This is a genomic window from Actinosynnema sp. NPDC020468 (assembly GCF_040642015.1).
GTDB lineage: Bacteria > Actinomycetota > Actinomycetes > Mycobacteriales > Pseudonocardiaceae > Actinosynnema.
In genome coordinates, this window is record NZ_JBFAEO010000039.1 from 1 (window position 1) to 18,603 (window position 18,603).

An 18,603-nucleotide genomic window follows, 5' to 3' on the forward strand; every position below is an offset into this window, starting at 1 on the left:
TGCCCCCTTGACGCATGTGGTTGCCTCCGGCAGGCCATACGGGGAGAACACGACGCCCTAACCCCCGGAGGCGCTGCCCGTCCGGCGAGGACGCTTTTACGCCCTAAACAGCACCCCACACCCCACCGCCACCCACAACATCAATGAAGAAAGTACAGAACCGCCGCCGCCCCAACAGCCCCGAAGAACAAACAAAGAAGCGCCCACGGCAACGGCCGCCGAAACCACGGCCGCCCATAGTCAAACGCCGCGCGCCCAGGCCCCGCAAACAACACCGCAAACGCCATGGCGGCAAACGCAGCCTCCCGCTCCACCCCATCCGGAGCAAAGAACCCACCACGCCACCGCAAATAAATAGCCCCACCCATCACGGCCAACACCGCAGCAGCAGCCGGCGGCGTGAACAACCCGAGAACCAACAACCCCCCACCAACCAGCTCGACAACCCCGGTCACCCAGGCCAACACCCGAGCCTGGTCGAACCGAAAAACCCCTTCCAACGTCCGAGCGAACCCGTCGATCCCGGGCCCGCCGAACATCCCGAACACCTTCTGCAACCCGTGCAGGACAAACGCCCCACCCAGCGCGACCCGCAACACGAACAACCCGACATCCGCACTACCGGTCCACCGAAAGGGAACCCGCCCGGACGAGCCCCCGACACCCCCCTTCCCGTAGGAGGAGTCAACCTGCTCGATCGGCGTGTACCCGGCCGTGTCGAACGCACTCGTCTTCCGATCGAACGAGGTAGTCCCGTCGTCGAAGTGGTGCGCCCCTCCACCAACCGGGTAGGTGCCGTCGTCTTGGGTAGCCACGAACCCGCACGTTAGGAGCTTCAGCCGACATCCGCGAGCGTCCGTTCCGCCCTCCGGTATCACCCGAACGGCCTACATACACCCGCCAAACCCGACAAAAGGGACCCTCAGTACTCCCCCCGAACCAGATTCGCCGGCAACTCCCCCCGCGCATACCGAGCCACCTCGGAAGCCACCACCGCATACGCCCGCTCAGCGTGCCCCGTGCAAGACCCGGCCACATGCGGAGTCAGGAACAACCCGGGAGCCGCCCACAACGGATGCCCCTCGGGCAACGGCTCCGGCTCGGTCACGTCCAACGCGGCCCGCAACCGCCCGGCCACCAACTCCGCCACCAACGCGTCCGTGTCCACCACCGGCCCGCGAGCGGCGTTGACCAGGATCGCGCCGTCCTTCATGCAGGACAGGAACTTGGCGTCCACCATCCCGACCGTCTCCGAGGTCAGCGGCACCACGACCAGCACCGCGTCGAACCGCCCCAGCAACTCCGGCAGCTCGTCCATCCCGTGCACCCCGGCACGAGCCGTCCGCCCGACCAGCTCGGCCGACGCGTCGAACGGCGTCAGCCGCCGCACGAACTGCTCACCCAGATCGCCCGCGCCGACCACCAGCACCTTCTTGCCCTGCAAGGTGTCCGTCGCGTGGTAGTCCCACCGCCGGGCCAACCGCCCGGCCTCGAACGCCGGGAAGTCCCGGTAGATCGCCAGCAACGCCCCGATCGCCCACTCCGCCGTGCTGCCGCCGTGCGCTCCCCTGCACGTCGACAACATCACCCCTTCGGGCACCACGTCGATGAACCGCTCGGCGCCCGCGCTCATCAGCTGCACCAGCCGCAACGCGGGCAACCGGGCGAGGAACGCGCGCGGGTCGACGCCGTAGAGGAACTTCGGCACCAGCACCTCGGCCCGCTCCGCCTCGGGCGGCAGCGCGTCGGCCGCCGAGTACAGCACCGGCGTCACCCCCGGCACCTCCGACAGCACCCGCACGCCAAGTTCATCCGGAACCAACACCGTGACCGTCACGCGGGCACCGTAATACGGCAAACTCGGGTCCATGCGCGAGCACGACCTCTTCTCCGCGGACGGCACGCGGATCACGGCGTGGCGCACCGGTCACGACGGGCCCGACGTCCTGCTCTCACCCGGCCTCGGCGCGGTGCCCGCCGCGTGGCCGGACCTGCCGGCCACGGTGCACAGCTGGCACCACCGCGGCACGCTCGGCTCGGACCGCCCGGAGGACGAGTCCCGCATCGGCCTGTCCGACCACGTGGCCGACGCGCTGGCCGTCCTGGACGACGCCAAGGTGCACCGATGTGTGGTCATGGGCTGGTCGATGGGCGTCCCGGTGGCCGTGGAACTGGCCGTCCGACACCCCGAACGGGTGGCGGGTCTGCTGCTGGTCGCGGGCGTGCCGGGCGACTCGTTCACCGGCGTCCTGCCCTCGGTGGTCCCGGCCGACCTGCGCCGGCTGCTCGGCGTCACGACCGCGCGGGCCCTGCGCGCCGCCGGTCCGCTGCTCGACGGCGTCCTGCACCGCGTGCCGCTGCCCGACCTCGCCCTGACCGCACCCCTGAAGCGGTTCCTGAAGCACGACTGGCGCTGGTACTTCACCCTCGCCCTCGCTCTCGGCGAAGCGCCGAGACCGGCCACGCACCGCGTGACGTGCCCCACAACGGTCCTGATCGGCCGCTACGACCTCCTGGCGAACCCGGCGAGCGTGCTGGAGCAGACCGCCGCGCTGCCGCAGGCCAGGGTCCGCCTGCTGCCCAACACCCACTTCCTGCCGCTGGAGAACCCGGCCGTGGTCCGCGAGGAACTGCGCCTGCTGCTGCGCCGCGCGGACACCGTCGACCAGGCCCTCGACGACCTGCTCACCTCGCGTTCACGGCCGCGCGCCTAACCTTGGTCCTCGTGTCACGACTCCGCGCGGTGCTGATCGGCTCCGCCGTCGGCCTGCTGGCCGCCGGCTGCGCGAGCTTCCCCGAGCAGCCCGGCCCCGCCGGGTGGAGCGCCCAGGTCCAGCTCACCCCCCAGGCGGGCCCGAAACCGGAGCTGCCGGGCGAGATGTCACCGGGTCAGGGCCAGGGTCAGCAGCAGGGCCAGACACCCACCTCCGTGCCACCGCCCCAGGGCTGTAAGGACTTCAACCGGGCCGTGATCGCGACGTGCCTGAACCCGGTGTCGGGGGTGGCGCTGACCGACGTGAACCAGTCGACCGGCGTGGTCACCGCGCTCGCGACCGAGCGCACCACCGGTCGGCTGCTGAAGGTCACCCAGGACGTCGACCCGGTCGAGGTCGCGAAGTTCGAGGTGGACGCGGCCGCCGACGGCGGGCTCACCGGGCTCACGCTGTCGCCGACCTACCCCGAGGACCAGCTGGTCTACGTCTACGTCACGACCGCCACCGACAACCGGGTCATGCGGCTCGCGCCGGGCGACGTGCCGAAGCCGGTGCTCACCGGCATCCCCAAGGGCCCGACGGGCAACCGGGGCGTGCTGGCCTACGACGCGTCGGGCGCGCTGCTCGTGGCCACCGGCGACGCGGGCAACCCGGCGAACGCGGCCGACCCGGCCTCGCTCGCGGGCAAGGTGCTCCGGATCGACGGCTCCGGCCAGCCGGCCAAGGGCAACCCGACCGCGGGCTCCCGCGTGCTGACCTCGGGCCTGCACTCGCCGGGCGGCCTGTGCGTCGCCGCGGACGGCTCGAAGACGTGGGTCACCGACGCGACCCCGACCTCCGACGCGCTCTACCGCGTCGAGTCCGGCAAGCCGCTGGCCGCGCCCGCGTGGTCGTGGCCGGACAAGCCGGGCGTCGCGGGCTGCGCGTCGCTGACCGACACCGTGTGGCTCGCGACCTCGAACACCCCGGGCACCCTGTTCCTGCCGATGAACCCGGACGGCAGCTTCACCGGCAAGCCGGAGCCCGCCTTCGAGAAGGAGGACGCCTTCGGCCGGCTCGGCCCGATGGTCGCGCTCGACGACAAGACCGCCCTGGTCGGCACGGTGAACAAGAACCCCGGCGGCACCCCGGTGTCCAGCGACGACCGAGTGGTGATCATCGTGCGCCCGGACAACCAGGGCGGGAGCAAGGACTAGGTTTCGGCGCACCGCCCGGTGCCCTCCGAACGAGGCGCCCGCCCGACCACGCGCGAACCCGGTGCCCATCGGACAACATCACCCGACGACACCGGCCCGCCGGCCGAGGCACCGACCGCCCCGGCTCAACCCGACCCGAGGCAGACGAACGGCCGCCGCAACGGATCCACCGCCACCGCCGCCGCCAGTGCCACCGCGGGCGAGGCCCCGGCCGCGAGGTTGCGGTGGAACTCGGCCATCGCGGCCGCCGACGGCTCGTCGCCCACCTTGCTCGACGCCGCCACCACCGTCCGCGCACCGGCGGCGAGCAGCGCCCCGGCGAACCCCAGCGGCTCGTCACCGGGCCGGATGCGGTTGAGCGCCAGCTCGCACGCGGCCAGCACCACCCGGTGCGGCGGTCGGCGCACCCGCCCGACCTCGTGCGCGAACAGCGCCCCGTCGACCAGTTCCAGCCGGGAGAACAGCGCGTTGTCCTGCTCGTGCTCGCCGTGCGCGGCGATGTGCGCCAGTTCCACCCCGTCCAACGCCTCCAGCACCGCGTTGACCTTCGCGTCGCCGACGCCGAGCAGCTTCGCGTCCACGTGGTACCCGGCGAGGCTGTCGATCTCGCCCTGCGCGGCCTGCAACCCGGGCCCGCGCACCAGCAGCACCCCGTTGGTCGGCACGCGCTCCTCACGGGTCGTGGACAACCACGCGGTCGCGGACGGCACCACGACCGTCGGCCGGGCCGCGCAGGACGGCAGCGTCGCCCACGGCACCACGTAGAGGGCACCGGTCGGCACGATCACCAACTCCCGGTCGCCGACCAGCGGCGCGAGCGGGCGCAGCAGCACGTCGTCCAGCTTCTCGGCCTCGCGCCGGGCGGACGCGGAGATCACCTGGGCCAGCGGCGCGGGCAGGTGGTCGGGCGCCAGCGCGTTGAGGTCGGCGTGCAACCGCCGTGCCGCCTCCATGGCGAGCCCGGCCGGACCGAGCCGGACGAGCCTCGTGCGCCCGGCCACGATCACCACGGCCACCAGGTCGTCGGCCGAGTGCGCGAAGCTGACCAGCGCGCGGTCGCCCAGCCGGGCCGCGACGTCCTCGGGTGTCGCGACCGGCCGCGGTTTGCCCCACGGCGACGCGCTCCACCCCAGCCGCATCGCGTCCCGCTGACCCGCCGCGTAGCGCAGTTCGAGCTTGGAGGTCGGCGCGCCGTCGAGCCGGGCCCGGATCAGCGCCCGGCTGAGCCTGCGCACCTCGGCGATCCGCTCCCGCAGCTCGGTGTCCACAGTGGACTCGACGGGGTCGTACCGGTACATCTGCGCCCGGGTGCGCTCGAGCCAGGTGAACAGCCGCCGCGCGTTCGCCGCCGAGTCGTCGCCGTCGAGGATCACCCGCACCGCGAGGTCGCCCAGCTCCCGGCCGTGCAACGCGGTGCCGGACACCAGCTCCACGGCGCCCATCCGGTCGCGCATCCGGCCGAGCTCGGTCAACCCGGCCTTGGCCTGGGCGAGCGCGCCGCGCGGGTTCCCCCTGGCCAGCGCCAGTTCCGCGCGGCACAGCCGGAGCAGCATCCGGTGGTCGATGGGCGCGATGGCCCGGGGCTTGGGCACCAGGTCGAGCAGCGTGGCGGCCTCGTCCACCCGACCGCGCTTGAGCTCCAGCCGCACCGCGAGCATCCGCGCGGTCGCCGCCTCGTCGCGCAGGCGCAACGAGGCCAGTTGACCGGACAGGTCGAGCACCCTGGCCGGCAGCTTCGCGGGCACCCGGCCGTCGAGCGCGCGCTGCACGTCCACCCGCACCACCATCAGCGCGGCGACGGCGGCCCAGCCCGGACTGCCCCGGCGGACCAGCCTGCGGTTCGCCGACGACGCCATCCGGCGCGCGGTGCGCAGTTCGCCCTCGAGGAGCGCGGCCGCGCCGCGGAACAGCTCGGCCTCGGCGTGGTCCTGCACGATGCGCTGGCGGCGCATCTCCGGCAGCACCTCGTCCAGGTGTCGACCGGCCTCGTCGGCGAGTCCGACGCTGAGCATCGCTTCGGCCTGGTCCAGCCGGAGCCGCAGCAGGAGTCCCGGCTCGTGCCGGGTGAAGACCCGGTTCGCCTCCTCGTACCGGCGCAGTGCCGCGGGCATGTCACCGGTGCGCTGGAGGAAGTTGCCCAGGGCGTGCGTGGCGATGCCGACGCGCGCGTGCAGCCCGTGCTGGGCGGCCAGTTCGATGGCGCGGTTGAGGTCCTTGACCGCGAGGTCGGGCTTGCCGACGATGCCGTGCGCGTTGCCGCGGTTGGACAGCTGCGTCACGAACCAGTCGACCAGGCCGGTCGGGTCGCCGACGTGCTTGGCCAGACCGCGTTCGGTGTGGACGACCGCCGAGTCGAACAGCGGGATGCCGTCCGCCACCCGACCGACCCGGCACAGCAGCACGGCCCGGTTGTGGTCCACGAGGCTCAGCAGTTCCTCGCGCAGCGCGGGATCCGGGAAGTCCACCAGTTCCACGCGGAGGTCGAGCAGCATCGCCATGCCGTCGTCGAGGCTGGAGGTCTCCGCGACGCAGAACGCGAGGGTGCTGAGGATGCGGGCGCGCACCTCGAGCGCCGAGACGTCGTCCGCGGCGGACTCGGCGACGGTCAGGCCGCGGCGCAGGAGGCGGATGGCGGTGGGGTGCCGGTCGGCGGTCGCCGCCGCCTTGCCCCGACGGTGCAGGTCCCTCGCCCGGTCGACGGCACCGACCCGGTCGGCTCTGGGTTGGCCTGGCACGTCCATATGTAAACACAATCACCCTGTCGGCACTGCCGACCGGACGGTGGGAACCGCCCGGTCGGCGGCCACTCGATCGCCGGGTTCGCGATCAGTTCGTCGCGACGGGCTCGGAACCGGGCTTGAACGGCCCGTCCTGGATCGTCCAGTCGTCGTCACCCTCGTGCGCCGGCTTCGGCGTCTTCGGCAGGTCCGCCAGTTCCGTCGGCAGGCCGACCGGCTCGGCCGGGACATCCTGCTCGTCCACGCCCTCCGCCGTCGTCACGGCGGACGCGACGGGCGCGCCGGGGTGCTCGGCGGGCTCGACCGGTGTGGTGTGTTCGACGGGAACGAGGGTGTTCTTCTCGTCGGTAACAGACATCTGTGTTGTCCTCCCCTACAACAGAGACCCTCTCGGGTCAACCGTTCCGTGGTCCATCGGAATGATCGTTCGAGCGGCCCCCCGCCGCTCCGAACGGCTCAAGCCTGACACAGATGGACGCACCCGTGAGGAAGGAATTTACGCAGCGCAATCACGTCTCGGATTCTGGACGCCGCTGACCAGCAACGACAGGGGTCAGTTCACCTGGATACCACTCGAACGGCGGATCGTCTTAACACAATGTAGGCAACTATCGGCCCGCAAATACAGGGAATGCCGCGACCTACGTCACACGGAATACTGATCCAGCACCGAAGCGACACATCCCAACGGCTTATCGAGGATTGCACCGAACGGTCGCACCGAACACCGCGGGTCACTCTTCGACCACGGTCGAAACCCGTGCCGGAACGACTTCTCGGAATTGATCGCCGGCACCCGCCGCGCCGTTTCACCCCCGGAACGCGAACGAGGGGCGGGCCGGTTGGGCCCACCCCTCGGACAATCCCGCGATCGCGTTACGAACAGCGCGCGATGATCAGGTCCCGGACCTTCTTGGCGTCCGCCTGGCCCTTGGTCGCCTTCATGACCGCGCCGACGATGGCACCCGCCGCCGCGACCTTGCCGTCGCGGATCTTGGCGGCCACGTCGGGCTGGGCGGCCAACGCCTCGTCCACCGCCTTCTCCAGCGCCGAGTCGTCGTTGACGACCTTCAGGCCGCGGGCCTCGACGACCGCCTCCGGCTCGCCCTCGCCCTCCAGCACGCCCGTCACGACCTCGCGCGCCAGCTTGTTGGTCAGCTCGCCCGCGTTGACCAGCGCGACGACCCTGGCGATCTGGACGGGCGTGATGGCCAGCTCGCCCAGTTCCACGCCGCGGCCGTTGGCCTCCTTGGTCAGGTAGGCCACCCACCAGGACCGCGCCTCGACCGGCGTCGCGCCGGCGTCCACCGTCGCGGTCACCAGGTCCACCGCGCCCGCGTTCACCAGGTCGCGCAACTCGGCGTCGGTGAGCTTCCAGTCGTCCTGGATCCGCTTGCGCCGCTCCCACGGCAGCTCGGGGAGCGTGCCGCGCAGCTCCTCGACCCACTCGCGCGACGGCGCGACCGGCACCAGGTCGGGCTCCGGGAAGTACCGGTAGTCCTCCGCGGTCTCCTTGACCCGGCCGGACCGCGTGCTGCCGGTGGCCTCCTCGAAGTGCCGCGTCTCCTGGAGGATCGAGCCGCCGGCCGCCAGCACCGCGCCCTGGCGGGTCATCTCGAACCGGACCGCCCGCTCGACGCTGCGCAGCGAGTTGACGTTCTTGGTCTCGGTGCGGGTGCCGAACTCGGTGGCGTCCTTGGCCATCAGCGACACGTTGGCGTCGCAGCGCAGCGAACCCTGGTCCATCCGCACGTCGGAGACGTCCAGCGCCTTCAACAGGTCCCGCAACGCGCTCACGTACGCGCGCGCCACCTCCGGCGCCCGCTCACCGGTGCCGGTGATCGTCTTGGTGACGATCTCGATCAGCGGCACGCCCGCCCGGTTGTAGTCGAGCAGCGAGTGCTCCGCGCCGTGGATGCGCCCGGTCGCGCCGCCGACGTGCAGCGACTTGCCGGTGTCCTCCTCCATGTGCGCGCGCTCGATCTCGACCCGCACGACCTCGCCGTCGTCCAGCGTCACGTCGAGCCAGCCGTCGAACGCGATCGGCTCGTCGTACTGCGACGTCTGGAAGTTCTTCGGCATGTCCGGGTAGAAGTAGTTCTTCCGGGCGAACCGGCACCACTCCGCGATCGAGCAGTTCAGCGCCAGGCCGATGCGGATCGCGGACTCGATCGCGGTGCCGTTCACCACCGGCAGCGCGCCCGGCAGGCCGAGGCACGTCGGGCAGGTGTTGGTGTTGGGCTCGCCGCCGAAGAGGTTCGCGCAGCCGCAGAACATCTTGGTGGCGGTGTGCAGCTCGACGTGCACCTCCAACCCCAGCACGGGGTCGAAGCGCTCGATCACCTCGGCGTAGTCCATGAGATCGGCCACGGCCGTCATGCCTTCCCGTCCTTCCGCAGCCCGCGCACGGCCAGGGCCGCGCCGGTGACCGCCACCAGGATGCTCGCGGCGGCGTTGACCAGCGCCAGCCTGTCGTTCTTGCCCCGAGCGGACTTCAACGTGGAGAACGCGCTGGTGGCGGCGCCGGCCGCGCCCAGCAGCGAGAGGATTCCGCGTGCTTTGCGCATCACGCCACCACCGGGTCCGGCGCGGAGCCGAACGGGCCGCGCGCCACCTCGTAGGCCGCCGCCACCCGGTACATCCGGTGGTCCTGGAGCGCGGGCGCCATGATCTGGAGCCCCACCGGCAGGCCGTCCTCGTCGGACAGTCCACTCGGGACGCTCATCGCGGCGTTGCCCGCCAGGTTGGCCGGGATCGTGCAGAGGTCGGCCTGGTACATGGCCATCGGGTCGCCGGTGCGCTCGCCGATCCGGAACGCCGTGGTCGGCGTGGTCGGCGACACCAGCACGTCGACGGTCGCGAACGCCGACGCGAAGTCCCGGGTGATCAGCGTGCGGACCTTCTGCGCCGAGCCGTAGTACGCGTCGTAGTAGCCCGACGAGAGCGCGTAGGTGCCGATCATGATGCGCCGCTTGACCTCCGGGCCGAAACCGGCCTCGCGGGTCAGCGACATGACCTCCTCGGCGCTGCGCGTGCCGTCGTCGCCGACCCGGATGCCGTACCGCATGGCGTCGAAGCGGGCCAGGTTGGACGACGCCTCGCTCGGCGCGATCAGGTAGTACGCGGGCAGCGCGTAGTCGAAGCTCGGGCAGGACACCTCGACCACCTCGGCGCCGAGCCGGCGCAGCTGCTCCACGGCCGCCTCGAACGACCGCAGCACGCCCGGCTGGTAGCCCTCGCCGGAGAACTGCGTGACGACGCCGACGCGCACGCCGGACAGGTCGCCGTTCGCGCCCTCGCGCGCCGCCGCCACGACCGGGGGCACCGGCGCGTCGATCGACGTCGAGTCGAGCGGGTCGTGGCCCGCGATGACCTCGTGCAGCAGCGCGGCGTCCAGCACCGTGCGGGCGCACGGGCCCGCCTGGTCCAGCGAGGACGAGAACGCGACCAGGCCGTACCGGGACACGCTGCCGTAGGTGGGCTTCACGCCGACCGTACCGGTGACCGCGCCGGGCTGGCGGATCGAGCCGCCGGTGTCCGTGCCGATCGCCAGCGGCGCCTCGAACGCGGCGAGCGACGCGGACGAGCCGCCGCCCGAGCCGCCCGGGATGCGCTCCAGGTCCCACGGGTTGCGGGTGGGGCCGTAGGCGGAGTTCTCGGTGGAGGAGCCCATCGCGAACTCGTCCATGTTGGTCTTGCCGAGGATCACGACACCGGCTTCCTTGAGCCGGCGGGTGACCGTCGCGTCGTACGGCGGCTTCCAGCCCTCGAGGATCTTCGAGCCGACGGTGGTCGGCACGCCCTCGGTGGTCAGGACGTCCTTGAGCGCCAAGGGGACGCCGGCCAGCGGGCCGACCGGCCTGCCGTCGGCGAGGTCCCGGTCGACCCGGCGGGCGGCGGCGAGCGCGCCCTCGGTGTCGACGTGCAGGAAGGCGTTGACCGCCTTGTCGACCTGCTCGACGCGGTCGAGGTGGGCCTGCGCGACCTCGACGGCGGACACCTCGCGCGAGGCGATCTTCGCCGCGAGTTCGGCGGCGCTGTGGCGGATCAGGTCGGTCATCGGTCCGCCTCCGCGGAGAAGAGGACGTCGGCGGTCATGCTTCCTCACCCAGGATTCGCGGGACGCGGAAACGTCCGTCCTCGGCGGCGGGGGCGCCCGCGAGCGCCTGCTGCTGACCGAGGCCGGGACGCACCACGTCCTCGCGGAACACGTTGGTCAGCGGAACGGCGTGCGAAGTGGGCGGGATGTCCGCGGTGGCGATGTCGCCGACCTGGGCCACCGACTGGAGGATCACGTCCAGCTGGCCGGCGAACAGGTCCAGCTCGTCGTCTGTGACGGCCAGCCTGGCCAGCTTCGCCAGGTGCGCGACCTCGTCGCGGGAGATGCTGGGCACCTCGTCAACCCCCGTGGGTCGAGTTTTCGGGATGTGGACCCACCGAGTCTATGGGCTGGTCAGGCCTCGCTCCGACCGGGTTGTCCGACCCGCCGCGCCGGGGCGGGCGATTTCACCGGCGCGCAACGCGCCCGGTGGGTCGGAAAGCGTAGCCGCGTCTGCGAGAATCACCGACCGGCGAGTTCACTACAGCGTGGATCCCCACCGCAGCGTGGATCACTACAGCGTGGAGGCGTGCACCGTGTCCTTCCTGATCCGGGTCCAGCTCCCGGACCGCCCCGGAACCCTGGGCGCGGTCGCCACGGCGCTCGGCGAGATCGGGGCCGACATACTCAGCGTGGACGTGGTGGAGCGCAGTCCGGGCGTGGCGATCGACGACCTGGTGGTCGAACTGCCGTCGGGCCGGCTGCCGGACGTGCTGATCACCGCCGCCGAGTCCATCGAGGGCGTCGAGGTGGACGCGGTCCGGCCGTACGCGGGCGTGCTGAACACGCACCGCGAGCTGGAACTGGTCGAGGAGGTCGCGGAGGAGCCCGCGCGCGGGCTCGCGATCTTCACCGAGGGCGTGCCGCGGATCATCCGCGCGGGCTGGGCGGTGGTCTTCTCCTACGACGCCGCGGGCGTCCACCGCCTGACCGCCTCCTCGGCGGCGCCGGAAACGGTGCTGGACGACCCGCCGTGGATGCCGCTCGCCCGGGCAACCGTGCTGGACGGCGAGGACGGCTGGGTGCCGGAGACGTGGCGCGAACTGGGCACCGAACTCGCCGCGACCCCGCTGGGCAAGCCGGACCGGGTGCTGCTGGTGGGCCGTCCGGGCGGCCCGATGTGGCGCGCGGCGGAGGTCGCCCGGCTGGCGCACCTGGCGGGCATCGTGTCCGTGGTGCTGCCCGACTGAGCGGTCGGGCGACGCGGTGGGCGGACGCACCGGCCTCGCCGGGCCGAACCACCCCACCGACCGGGTGAGAAGTGCCGGCCGCTGGGCTCACACCTGCCCGGCCCCGTCCACGCGGGTCGTGTCCTCATAGCGCGGCCAAGTCCGCCCGGAGCCACGCCTGCCCCGGCCGAGTCGACCGACCAGGGGTGTCGCCGAGCGCGGCCACGCGTTTCGGGCCGGCGGCCGTCGTGCCGCCCGATCGGGTCCTGACTCGGCCCGATCTTGGCGCGGTCGGGGTCAGCTCGCCAGGTCGACCAGGTGGGCATTGCCGGTGGCGGGCGTGCCGTCCTCGGTCAGGAGGGTGTCCTCCAGGCCGATCCTGGTGTCCAGGCCCAGGGTGCGGGCCAGGCGGAGCACGGGCCAGGCGCTGTCGTCCTCGCCGTGCAGCAGGATCGGTTTGCCGAGCGGTTCCAGCAGGTCCAGCAGCGCCCGCGCCTGGTCGACGCCCTCGCCCGGCTGGACTTCCGCCAGCACGCGCCGGGTGCCGTCCGGGATCCCGGTGTCGCGCAACGTCCGCGCGGCCCGCTCGTGGAACACGCCCAGCTCGACGCCGATGCCCGCCGCGCGCAGCGCCTCGGCCGTGTCGAGCCAACCGTCCTCGTGCACGTTGACCGAGGCGACGTCGGGTCGGCCGGCGGCGAGCCCGGCCCAGCCGCGGACCAGTTCGGCCCGGCGGCGCGGGTCCGGGACGATCCACGCGGCCGTCGTCACGCCGATCTCGACCTGTGGCGCGGCGGCGCGGACGTGCGCGACGGTGGTCGCCACCTCGGGCCCGGCGAGCACCTCCAGCCCGACGGCGTCCCTCGGGTGCAGGTGCAGGTGCCGCACCCCGAGTTCGGCCACGGCAGCGGCGTCGGCGGCGAGCTGCCGGGGCGAGACGGGCAGGGCGGGGTGGGCACGGGCCTCGCGGGCGCCGTTCAGGCAGGCCTGGAGCACGGGTCCAGCTCAGCACACCGGGCGGCGCGGCGCTCGACGTCGTTCGGGTCGGATTCGCGGGGTGGGCCGCGCTTCCGGCGTTTCGGGCCGGGGCAGGATGGTCGGATGACGCAACTGGTGGGTGCGGTGCGGTTGCCCGACGGCGGGTGGGTCCGGGGACGGGGGCAGCGGGCCGGACTGCCCGCGGGGCCGTTGCCCGAGTACGGGCTCTACCTGGGGAAACGCCCGGTGGTCGAGTGGGAGTCCGGGTGGTTGGACTGGCCGGACTTCCGGTTGCCGCGGGACCGGGCGCAGGCGCGGCGGTTGATCGAGGACCTGCACGCGCGGGCGTTGGCCGGGCAGGCGGTGGAGGTCGCGTGCGGTGGCGGTGTCGGGCGGACCGGGACGGTGATCGCGTGCCTGGCGGTGCTCGCCGGGGTGCCGGCGGGTGAGGCGGTGGCGTGGACCCGGGCGCACTACCGGCGGCGCGCGGTCGAGACACCGTGGCAGAAGCGCTACGTGGAGCGGTTCTAGCCCCCGCCGGTCACCGGTCGAGCAGGTGCTCGAGCCGGTGGACGTCCCGCAACGGCCGCCCGTGCCCGAACAGCACCAACCGCGGCCGCAACGCCAGCAACCGCCGCATGGACTCGCGGTTGCGCCCGGGGTCGGGCGTCAGCAGCCGGGGCGGCGGCATGGGCCGGGGGAAGCCGAAGAACACGTCCCCGCAGATCAACACCCCGTCGCGGGACCGCCACAGCGCGAGGTGACCGGGTGAGCGGCCGGGCACGTCGAGCACGGTGAACCCCCCGACCTCGTCACCTTCGGTGAGGTGGCCGGTGACGTCGAGGTCCTCACCGACACCCGCCCACCGCGGCAACGTGGTCCGCCCCGCGTGCCCCGCGCAGGTGAGGACGTGCGCCCGCACGCCGCGGACGTCACGCCGACCGTCCACCAGCACGTCCTCCACGAGGTACGAGTTCACGAATCCCCGGTCGACCTGGTGGACGCCGGGCGCCAGTTCGCGCACGCTCCCGATGGTAGGACGGAAGTCCGGAATGGACAGTGCGACCACCACGGCGACCCGGCGCGGGAACCAGGCACAGGCGGCGGGCACAGGCAGCAGGACTCGCGAACACGCGGACGCAGGGACTCGCGGACACACCGGCTCGCAGGGGCAGCGGCTCACGGGCGCAGCGGCGAGGTACGGCCGTGTGGACACACGGGCGCCGACGACGAGGGCACACCACCAACCCGAGCCTCAAGCCACGCGGGCACACCGACCCGAGCCTCGAGCGGCGCGGACACCCCGCTCGGAGACCTCCGCTCGGACCCGCCGGTTGCGCGGCCGCAGCCACGGCTCCCGGCCCGAGCCGCGAGCCGCGTGGGAGCCGCTGTCGAGCGCGCGGGCTCGGCGGCAGCGTGCGTGCGGACGTGAGCGCACGGGCTCGGCGCGTCACCGAAGTCGAGGCGCGGCCTACCTGCTTGGCGGGCCTGAGCGTCCGGGCTCGGCCGCAGCGCGCGCGTGCAGACATGGGCGCACAGGCTCGGCACGTCACCGAAGTCGAGGCGCGGCGCACCTGCCTGGCAGGCCTGAGCGTCCGGGCTCGGCCGCAGCGCGCGCGTGCAGACATGGGCGCACAGGCTCGGCACGTCACCGAAGTCGAGGCGCGGCGTACCTGCTTGGCAGGCCTGGGCGTCCGGGCGAGGCCAGTCCGCACTCCCCGTTGTGGGCTGGGATGGCTCGCAGGCTCGACCGTTGTGGGTGTGGCGCGGTGCCCGGGCGGGTTTTCCGCGCGGTGGGGGTTACGGGGTCGCGGGAGCCTCCTCGGGGGTGGTCGACGGCTCCGGCTCGACCTCCGGGGGCGTCGTGGGGGCGGGTTCGGCCGGAGAGGGGTCGGCGGCCGGGGGTTGCTTCGGCTTGCGGGACCGGGGTGTGCGGGTGGTGGGTGGCTTGTCGGCCGAGGCGTCGTCGGGGGTCGGGTCCGGGTCCGGGGCGTTGGGGTCGCCGATGGTGGCCACGGCGGTGGCGGCTTCGGGGCCTTCGGTGAGCAGGACGCGGAAGCCCGGTTCGTCCAGGACCGGGACCTTGAGTTGGATCGCCTTGTCCGCCTTGCTCCCCGGTGCTTCGCCGACCACGACGAAGGCGGTCTTCTTCGAGACGGCGCCCGCGGCCTTGCCGCCCCGGGAGAGGATGGCCTCCTTGGCCTCGTCGCGGGAGAAGCCCGGCAGGGAGCCGGTGACCACGATCGACAAGCCCTCCAGGGTGCGGGCGACGGTGGTGTCGCGCTCGTCCACCATGCGGACGCCCGCCGCCGCCCACTTCTCCACGACCCGTTGCCGCCACGGGGTGGCCGCCCACTCCACGACCGCCGCCGCGATGGTCGGGCCGACGCCCTCCGCCGAGGCCAGGACCTCCTCCGACGCGGTGCGAACGGCCTCCATCGAGCCGAACTCGCGGGCCAGCGCGCGGGCCGCCGTCGGGCCCACGTGCCGGATCGACAGCGCGACCAGGACCCTCCACAGTGGACGCTGCTTCACCGCCTCCAGGTTCTCCAGCAGCTTCACCGCGTTCGCGGTCGGCTCGCCGGCCTGGGTGCGGAACAGCTCGACCTCGAGCAGCGCCGCCGCGTCCAGCGCGAACAGGTCGCCCTCGTCGCCGTACGACGACGCCTCGACCAGCGCCGCCGCCGCCTCGTAGCCCAGCACCTCGATGTCCAGCGCCGACCGCGAACCCAGGTACGCCAGGCGTTCCCGCAGCTGACCGGGGCACGCCGCCGCGTTCGGGCAGCGGATGTCGACGTCGCCCTCCTTCATCGGCCGCAGCTGATGGCCGCACTCCGGGCACGTCGACGGCATCTCGAACTCGCGCGCGTCGGCCGGCCGCACGTCGACCACCGGACCCAGCACCTCGGGGATCACGTCGCCCGCCTTGCGGATCACGATGCGGTCGCCGATCCACACGCCCTTGCGCTTGACCTCGGACGCGTTGTGCAGCGTCGCCCGCGCCACCGTCGACCCGGCCACCTTCACCGGCTCCATCACCGCGTACGGCGTCACCCGACCGGTGCGACCGACCTGGACCTTGATGTCCAGCAACGTCGTCGTCGCCTCCTCGGGCGGGTACTTGAACGCCATGGCCCACCGGGGCGCGCGCGAGGTGCTGCCCAGCCTGCGCTGCGCGGACACCTCGTCCACCTTGATCACCACGCCGTCGATCTCGTGCGCCGCGTCGTGCCGGTGCCCGCCCCAGTGCTCGACGTGCCGCCACACCTCGTCGAAGCTCGACAGCACCACCGTGTGCGCCGACACGGGCAGCCCCCACGCGCGCAGCGCCTCGTACGCCTCGGACTGGCGGACCAGCTCGAACCCCTCGCGCCGGCCGAGGCCGTGGCAGATCATCCGCAGCCGCCGGGACGCGGTGACCTTGGGGTCCTTCTGCCGCAACGACCCGGCCGCCGTGTTGCGCGGGTTCGCGAACGGCGGCTTGCCCTCCTCGACCAGCCGGGCGTTGAGCTCCAGGAAGTCCTCGACCGCGAAGAACACCTCGCCGCGCACCTCGACCAGCGCGGGGACGGGGTACTCCTCGGTGCCGGTGAGCACCTCGGGCACGTCGCCCAGGGTGCGCACGTTCAGCGTCACGTCCTCGCCGGTGCGCCCGTCGCCCCTGGTCAGGGCCCGGACCAGCCGACCATCCCGGTACAGCAGGTTGATCGCCAGGCCGTCGATCTTGAGCTCGCACAGGTAGTGCGCGCCCTCGCCGACCTCCTTCTCCACCCGCTCGACCCACGCGTGCAGCCCGTCCCGGGTGAACGCGTTGTCCAGGCTGAGCATCCGCTCCAGGTGGTCGACCGCCTGGAACTCGGTGGAGAACGTGCCGCCGACCAGCTGGGTCGGCGAGTCGGGCGTGGCCAGCGCGGGGTGCGCGGCCTCCAGCTCCTCCAACCGGCGCAGCAGCGCGTCGAACTCGCCGTCACTCACCGTCGGCGAGTCGAGGACGTAATACCGGAACTGGTGCCCGCGCACCACCTCCGCGAGGGCCGCGTGCTCCTCCCGCGCGGTGGCGGGCACGTCCTCGACGGATACCGGGGTGCCGGACTGGTCGTTGCTGGTCACGGGTGGAGCGTAACCAGGGGGTACGACAATTTCAGGAGGGATCCTCGGTCAGGCCCAGCACCAGTTCGCGGAACTCCAGCAGACCGATCGCGCCGGACGGCTCCGCGGCCGCGGTCTCGACCCGGCCCAGCCGTTCGGCGGCCACCCGCTCACCGAGGGTGACGTCCAGCGGCAGGAACGTCAGGGTCCGCCGGGCCGCGTCGTCCAGCGCCGCGAAACCGGGGTGGAACACCGCCACGTCGACCAACCCGTCGTCCACCACGACGGCCAGCCGCACGTCGGCCAGCGCGATCCGGCGCGGCCCGAGGTTGACCGTCACCAGCGTCGGGTCGGGCACCGGCGGCACCGAGTCGTGGTACTCCCAGATCATGTCCTCGGCGGGCGCGGCGGCGATCCAGGCGTCGGTGTAGGGGCGCAGCCGCGGGTCCTCCTGGCCGCTCAGCACGAACGCGTAGATGGCCCGGTGGCCGCGTTCGAGCGCGAAGTGCAGGTCCGGGTGCACGCCCGCGACCAGTTCGCACAGCTCGTTCTCCACCCGCTGCGGCTCGCGGTCGCCGAGCGCGGCGCTCACCACCGGCAGGAGGTCGTGCCACCGCCGCCAGAACGCCTCGGCCGCCTCGGCGGGGTTGGGCAGGTGCCCGGCGACAGGTGCCGGCTGAGGTCGGCGGAACCAGCTCATGCCCTCATTGAACTACGGACGGCGCGCGCCGACGTGGCGTTCCGGACCGCCGCAGCGCGAGCGCGAGCAGGGTGGCGGCCGGACCGACGAGCCGGCGCCCGGCGGGCCACACGGCGCGCAGCACGCGCCCGAGGTCCAGCGCCACCGGCACCTCCACGAGCCGGCCCTCGGCCAGGTCCACCGACACGGCCAGCACGCTCAGCGCGGCCGGACCGACGCCGGCCACCACCGCGCCGCGCACGGCCGTGGTGGAACCCAGCTCCAGCGCCACGGCGCAGCCCGGAAGCGCGTGGTCCAGGGTGTCCCGGGTGCCCGACCCGGGTTCGCGCACCACGAGCGGCGTGGCGGCGAGTTCGGCGGGGGTCACGGGCCGCTTGCGACGGGTCCACGGGTGGTCGGGCGCGACCACGACGGCCAGCCGGTCGACCGCGACCCGGCGCGAGGACAACCCGGTCAGCGGGCCGGGCGCCTCCACGAACCCGAGGTCCACCGCGCCGTCCCGGACCAGTTCGGCGACCGTGGCCGAGTTCGTCACCCGCAGCCCCACCCGCAGGTCCGGGTCGGCGCGGCGCAGTTCGCCGATCCACGACGGCGCCAGGTGCTCGGCCACCGTCATGCTGGCCGCGACCCGCAGCGCCGCGTCCCGGTCGGAGCGCAACGCCCGCGCCGCCGCGACCAGGCCGTCGACCTCGCCCAGCACCCGGCGCGCGTGCTCGGTGACCACGACGCCGGACGGGGTCAGCGCCGAGCCGCGCCGGCCGCGGTCCACGAGCACGAGCCCGAGCCGGCGCTCCAGTGTGGACAGCCGCTTGCTCGCCGACGGCTGCGCGACGCCCAACCGGCGCGCCGCCCGACCCACGCTGCCCAGCTCTCCGACCAGCACCAGCAGGCGCAGCGATTCGAGGTCCGGGGTCATAGGC

At 73.0% G+C, this 18,603-nt stretch carries 17 protein-coding genes; 4 read left to right on the top strand and 13 right to left on the bottom strand.

What is annotated here, in order from left to right:
* Nucleotides 1-140: 140 nt before the first annotated feature.
* On the bottom strand, nucleotides 141-815 hold the full coding sequence (locus AB0G50_RS25345; protein WP_360112890.1) for a DoxX family membrane protein: 675 nt from the start codon (nucleotides 813-815) through the stop codon (nucleotides 141-143).
* A gap of 107 nt (nucleotides 816-922) precedes the next feature.
* Complete coding sequence (locus AB0G50_RS25350; protein ID WP_360112892.1) at nucleotides 923-1,870, bottom strand: 2-hydroxyacid dehydrogenase; 948 nt, start codon at nucleotides 1,868-1,870, stop codon at nucleotides 923-925.
* On the opposite strand from AB0G50_RS25350, the gene AB0G50_RS25355 reads away from it, so the two are divergent.
* Nucleotides 1,869-2,714: an alpha/beta hydrolase gene (locus AB0G50_RS25355; protein ID WP_360112894.1), complete on the top strand. Its 846-nt coding sequence runs from the start codon at nucleotides 1,869-1,871 to the stop codon at nucleotides 2,712-2,714. The genes AB0G50_RS25350 and AB0G50_RS25355 overlap by 2 nt on opposite strands.
* 11 nt (nucleotides 2,715-2,725) lie before the next feature.
* Nucleotides 2,726-3,910: a PQQ-dependent sugar dehydrogenase gene (locus AB0G50_RS25360; protein WP_360112896.1), complete on the top strand. Its 1,185-nt coding sequence runs from the start codon at nucleotides 2,726-2,728 to the stop codon at nucleotides 3,908-3,910.
* A gap of 125 nt (nucleotides 3,911-4,035) precedes the next feature.
* Here the strand turns inward: AB0G50_RS25360 and AB0G50_RS25365 are convergent, their stop codons facing one another.
* The 6 genes from AB0G50_RS25365 to gatC all read right to left on the bottom strand — a co-directional run bounded on the left by AB0G50_RS25365 (nucleotide 4,036) and on the right by gatC (nucleotide 11,042).
* Complete coding sequence (locus tag AB0G50_RS25365) at nucleotides 4,036-6,651, bottom strand: CHAT domain-containing protein (protein ID WP_360112898.1); 2,616 nt, start codon at nucleotides 6,649-6,651, stop codon at nucleotides 4,036-4,038.
* 85 nt (nucleotides 6,652-6,736) lie between these two features.
* Nucleotides 6,737-7,006, bottom strand: coding sequence for a hypothetical protein (locus AB0G50_RS25370; protein WP_360112900.1), 270 nt, complete (start codon nucleotides 7,004-7,006; stop codon nucleotides 6,737-6,739).
* Nucleotides 7,007-7,524: 518 nt separating this feature from the next.
* Entirely contained in the window at nucleotides 7,525-9,027 is a 1,503-nt protein-coding gene (gene gatB / locus AB0G50_RS25375) for an Asp-tRNA(Asn)/Glu-tRNA(Gln) amidotransferase subunit GatB (protein ID WP_360112902.1), read from the bottom strand.
* A complete protein-coding gene (locus tag AB0G50_RS25380) occupies nucleotides 9,024-9,215 on the bottom strand; it encodes a hypothetical protein (RefSeq protein ID WP_360112904.1) in 192 nt (63 codons plus the stop codon). Before AB0G50_RS25380 ends, gatB begins: the two co-directional genes overlap by 4 nt.
* Nucleotides 9,215-10,708, bottom strand: coding sequence for an Asp-tRNA(Asn)/Glu-tRNA(Gln) amidotransferase subunit GatA (gene gatA / locus AB0G50_RS25385; RefSeq protein WP_360112906.1), 1,494 nt, complete (start codon nucleotides 10,706-10,708; stop codon nucleotides 9,215-9,217). Before gatA ends, AB0G50_RS25380 begins: the two co-directional genes overlap by 1 nt.
* A 34-nt stretch (nucleotides 10,709-10,742) precedes the next feature.
* Nucleotides 10,743-11,042 carry an Asp-tRNA(Asn)/Glu-tRNA(Gln) amidotransferase subunit GatC gene (gene gatC, locus AB0G50_RS25390; protein ID WP_360112908.1) on the bottom strand — a complete coding sequence of 100 codons (300 nt, stop codon included), beginning with the start codon at nucleotides 11,040-11,042 and terminating at the stop codon, nucleotides 10,743-10,745.
* A gap of 241 nt (nucleotides 11,043-11,283) precedes the next feature.
* Between gatC and AB0G50_RS25395 the strand changes: the two genes are divergently transcribed.
* The gene (locus AB0G50_RS25395; protein WP_360113034.1) at nucleotides 11,284-11,937 is read left to right on the top strand and encodes an amino acid-binding protein; all 654 of its coding nucleotides are present in this window, start codon (nucleotides 11,284-11,286) and stop codon (nucleotides 11,935-11,937) included.
* 276 nt (nucleotides 11,938-12,213) lie between these two features.
* Here the strand turns inward: AB0G50_RS25395 and AB0G50_RS25400 are convergent, their stop codons facing one another.
* Complete coding sequence (locus tag AB0G50_RS25400; RefSeq protein ID WP_360112910.1) at nucleotides 12,214-12,912, bottom strand: 3-keto-5-aminohexanoate cleavage protein; 699 nt, start codon at nucleotides 12,910-12,912, stop codon at nucleotides 12,214-12,216.
* Between the two features lie 105 nt (nucleotides 12,913-13,017).
* On the opposite strand from AB0G50_RS25400, the gene AB0G50_RS25405 reads away from it, so the two are divergent.
* Entirely contained in the window at nucleotides 13,018-13,425 is a 408-nt protein-coding gene (locus AB0G50_RS25405) for a protein-tyrosine phosphatase family protein (RefSeq protein ID WP_360112912.1), read from the top strand.
* Nucleotides 13,426-13,435: 10 nt separating this feature from the next.
* On the opposite strand, the gene AB0G50_RS25410 is transcribed toward AB0G50_RS25405, so the two are convergent.
* The 4 genes from AB0G50_RS25410 to AB0G50_RS25425 form a co-directional block, all read right to left on the bottom strand.
* The gene (locus AB0G50_RS25410; protein WP_360112914.1) at nucleotides 13,436-13,918 is read right to left on the bottom strand and encodes an MBL fold metallo-hydrolase; all 483 of its coding nucleotides are present in this window, start codon (nucleotides 13,916-13,918) and stop codon (nucleotides 13,436-13,438) included.
* A 776-nt stretch (nucleotides 13,919-14,694) separates the two neighbouring features.
* Entirely contained in the window at nucleotides 14,695-17,004 is a 2,310-nt protein-coding gene (ligA, locus tag AB0G50_RS25415; RefSeq protein ID WP_360112916.1) for an NAD-dependent DNA ligase LigA, read from the bottom strand.
* A 31-nt stretch (nucleotides 17,005-17,035) separates the two neighbouring features.
* Nucleotides 17,036-17,683, bottom strand: coding sequence for a hypothetical protein (locus tag AB0G50_RS25420; RefSeq protein ID WP_360112918.1), 648 nt, complete (start codon nucleotides 17,681-17,683; stop codon nucleotides 17,036-17,038).
* Nucleotides 17,684-17,687: 4 nt separating this feature from the next.
* Complete coding sequence (locus AB0G50_RS25425) at nucleotides 17,688-18,599, bottom strand: LysR substrate-binding domain-containing protein (RefSeq protein ID WP_360112920.1); 912 nt, start codon at nucleotides 18,597-18,599, stop codon at nucleotides 17,688-17,690.
* Between the last annotated feature and the right edge of the window lie 4 nt (nucleotides 18,600-18,603).

Bases quoted from the DNA above. Each gene is read 5' to 3' on its own strand.
- AB0G50_RS25370 (WP_360112900.1), bottom strand. From the start codon at position 7,006: ATGTCTGTTACCGACGAGAAGAACACCCTCGTTCCCGTCGAACACACC.
- AB0G50_RS25365 (WP_360112898.1), bottom strand. From the start codon at position 6,651: ATGGACGTGCCAGGCCAACCCAGAGCCGACCGGGTCGGTGCCGTCGAC.
- gatA (WP_360112906.1), bottom strand. From the start codon at position 10,708: ATGACCGACCTGATCCGCCACAGCGCCGCCGAACTCGCGGCGAAGATC.
- AB0G50_RS25425 (WP_360112920.1), bottom strand. From the start codon at position 18,599: ATGACCCCGGACCTCGAATCGCTGCGCCTGCTGGTGCTGGTCGGAGAG.
- AB0G50_RS25350 (WP_360112892.1), bottom strand. From the start codon at position 1,870: ATGGACCCGAGTTTGCCGTATTACGGTGCCCGCGTGACGGTCACGGTG.
- gatB (WP_360112902.1), bottom strand. From the start codon at position 9,027: ATGACGGCCGTGGCCGATCTCATGGACTACGCCGAGGTGATCGAGCGC.
- AB0G50_RS25420 (WP_360112918.1), bottom strand. From the start codon at position 17,683: ATGAGCTGGTTCCGCCGACCTCAGCCGGCACCTGTCGCCGGGCACCTG.
- AB0G50_RS25355 (WP_360112894.1), top strand. From the start codon at position 1,869: ATGCGCGAGCACGACCTCTTCTCCGCGGACGGCACGCGGATCACGGCG.
- AB0G50_RS25380 (WP_360112904.1), bottom strand. From the start codon at position 9,215: ATGCGCAAAGCACGCGGAATCCTCTCGCTGCTGGGCGCGGCCGGCGCC.
- AB0G50_RS25405 (WP_360112912.1), top strand. From the start codon at position 13,018: ATGACGCAACTGGTGGGTGCGGTGCGGTTGCCCGACGGCGGGTGGGTC.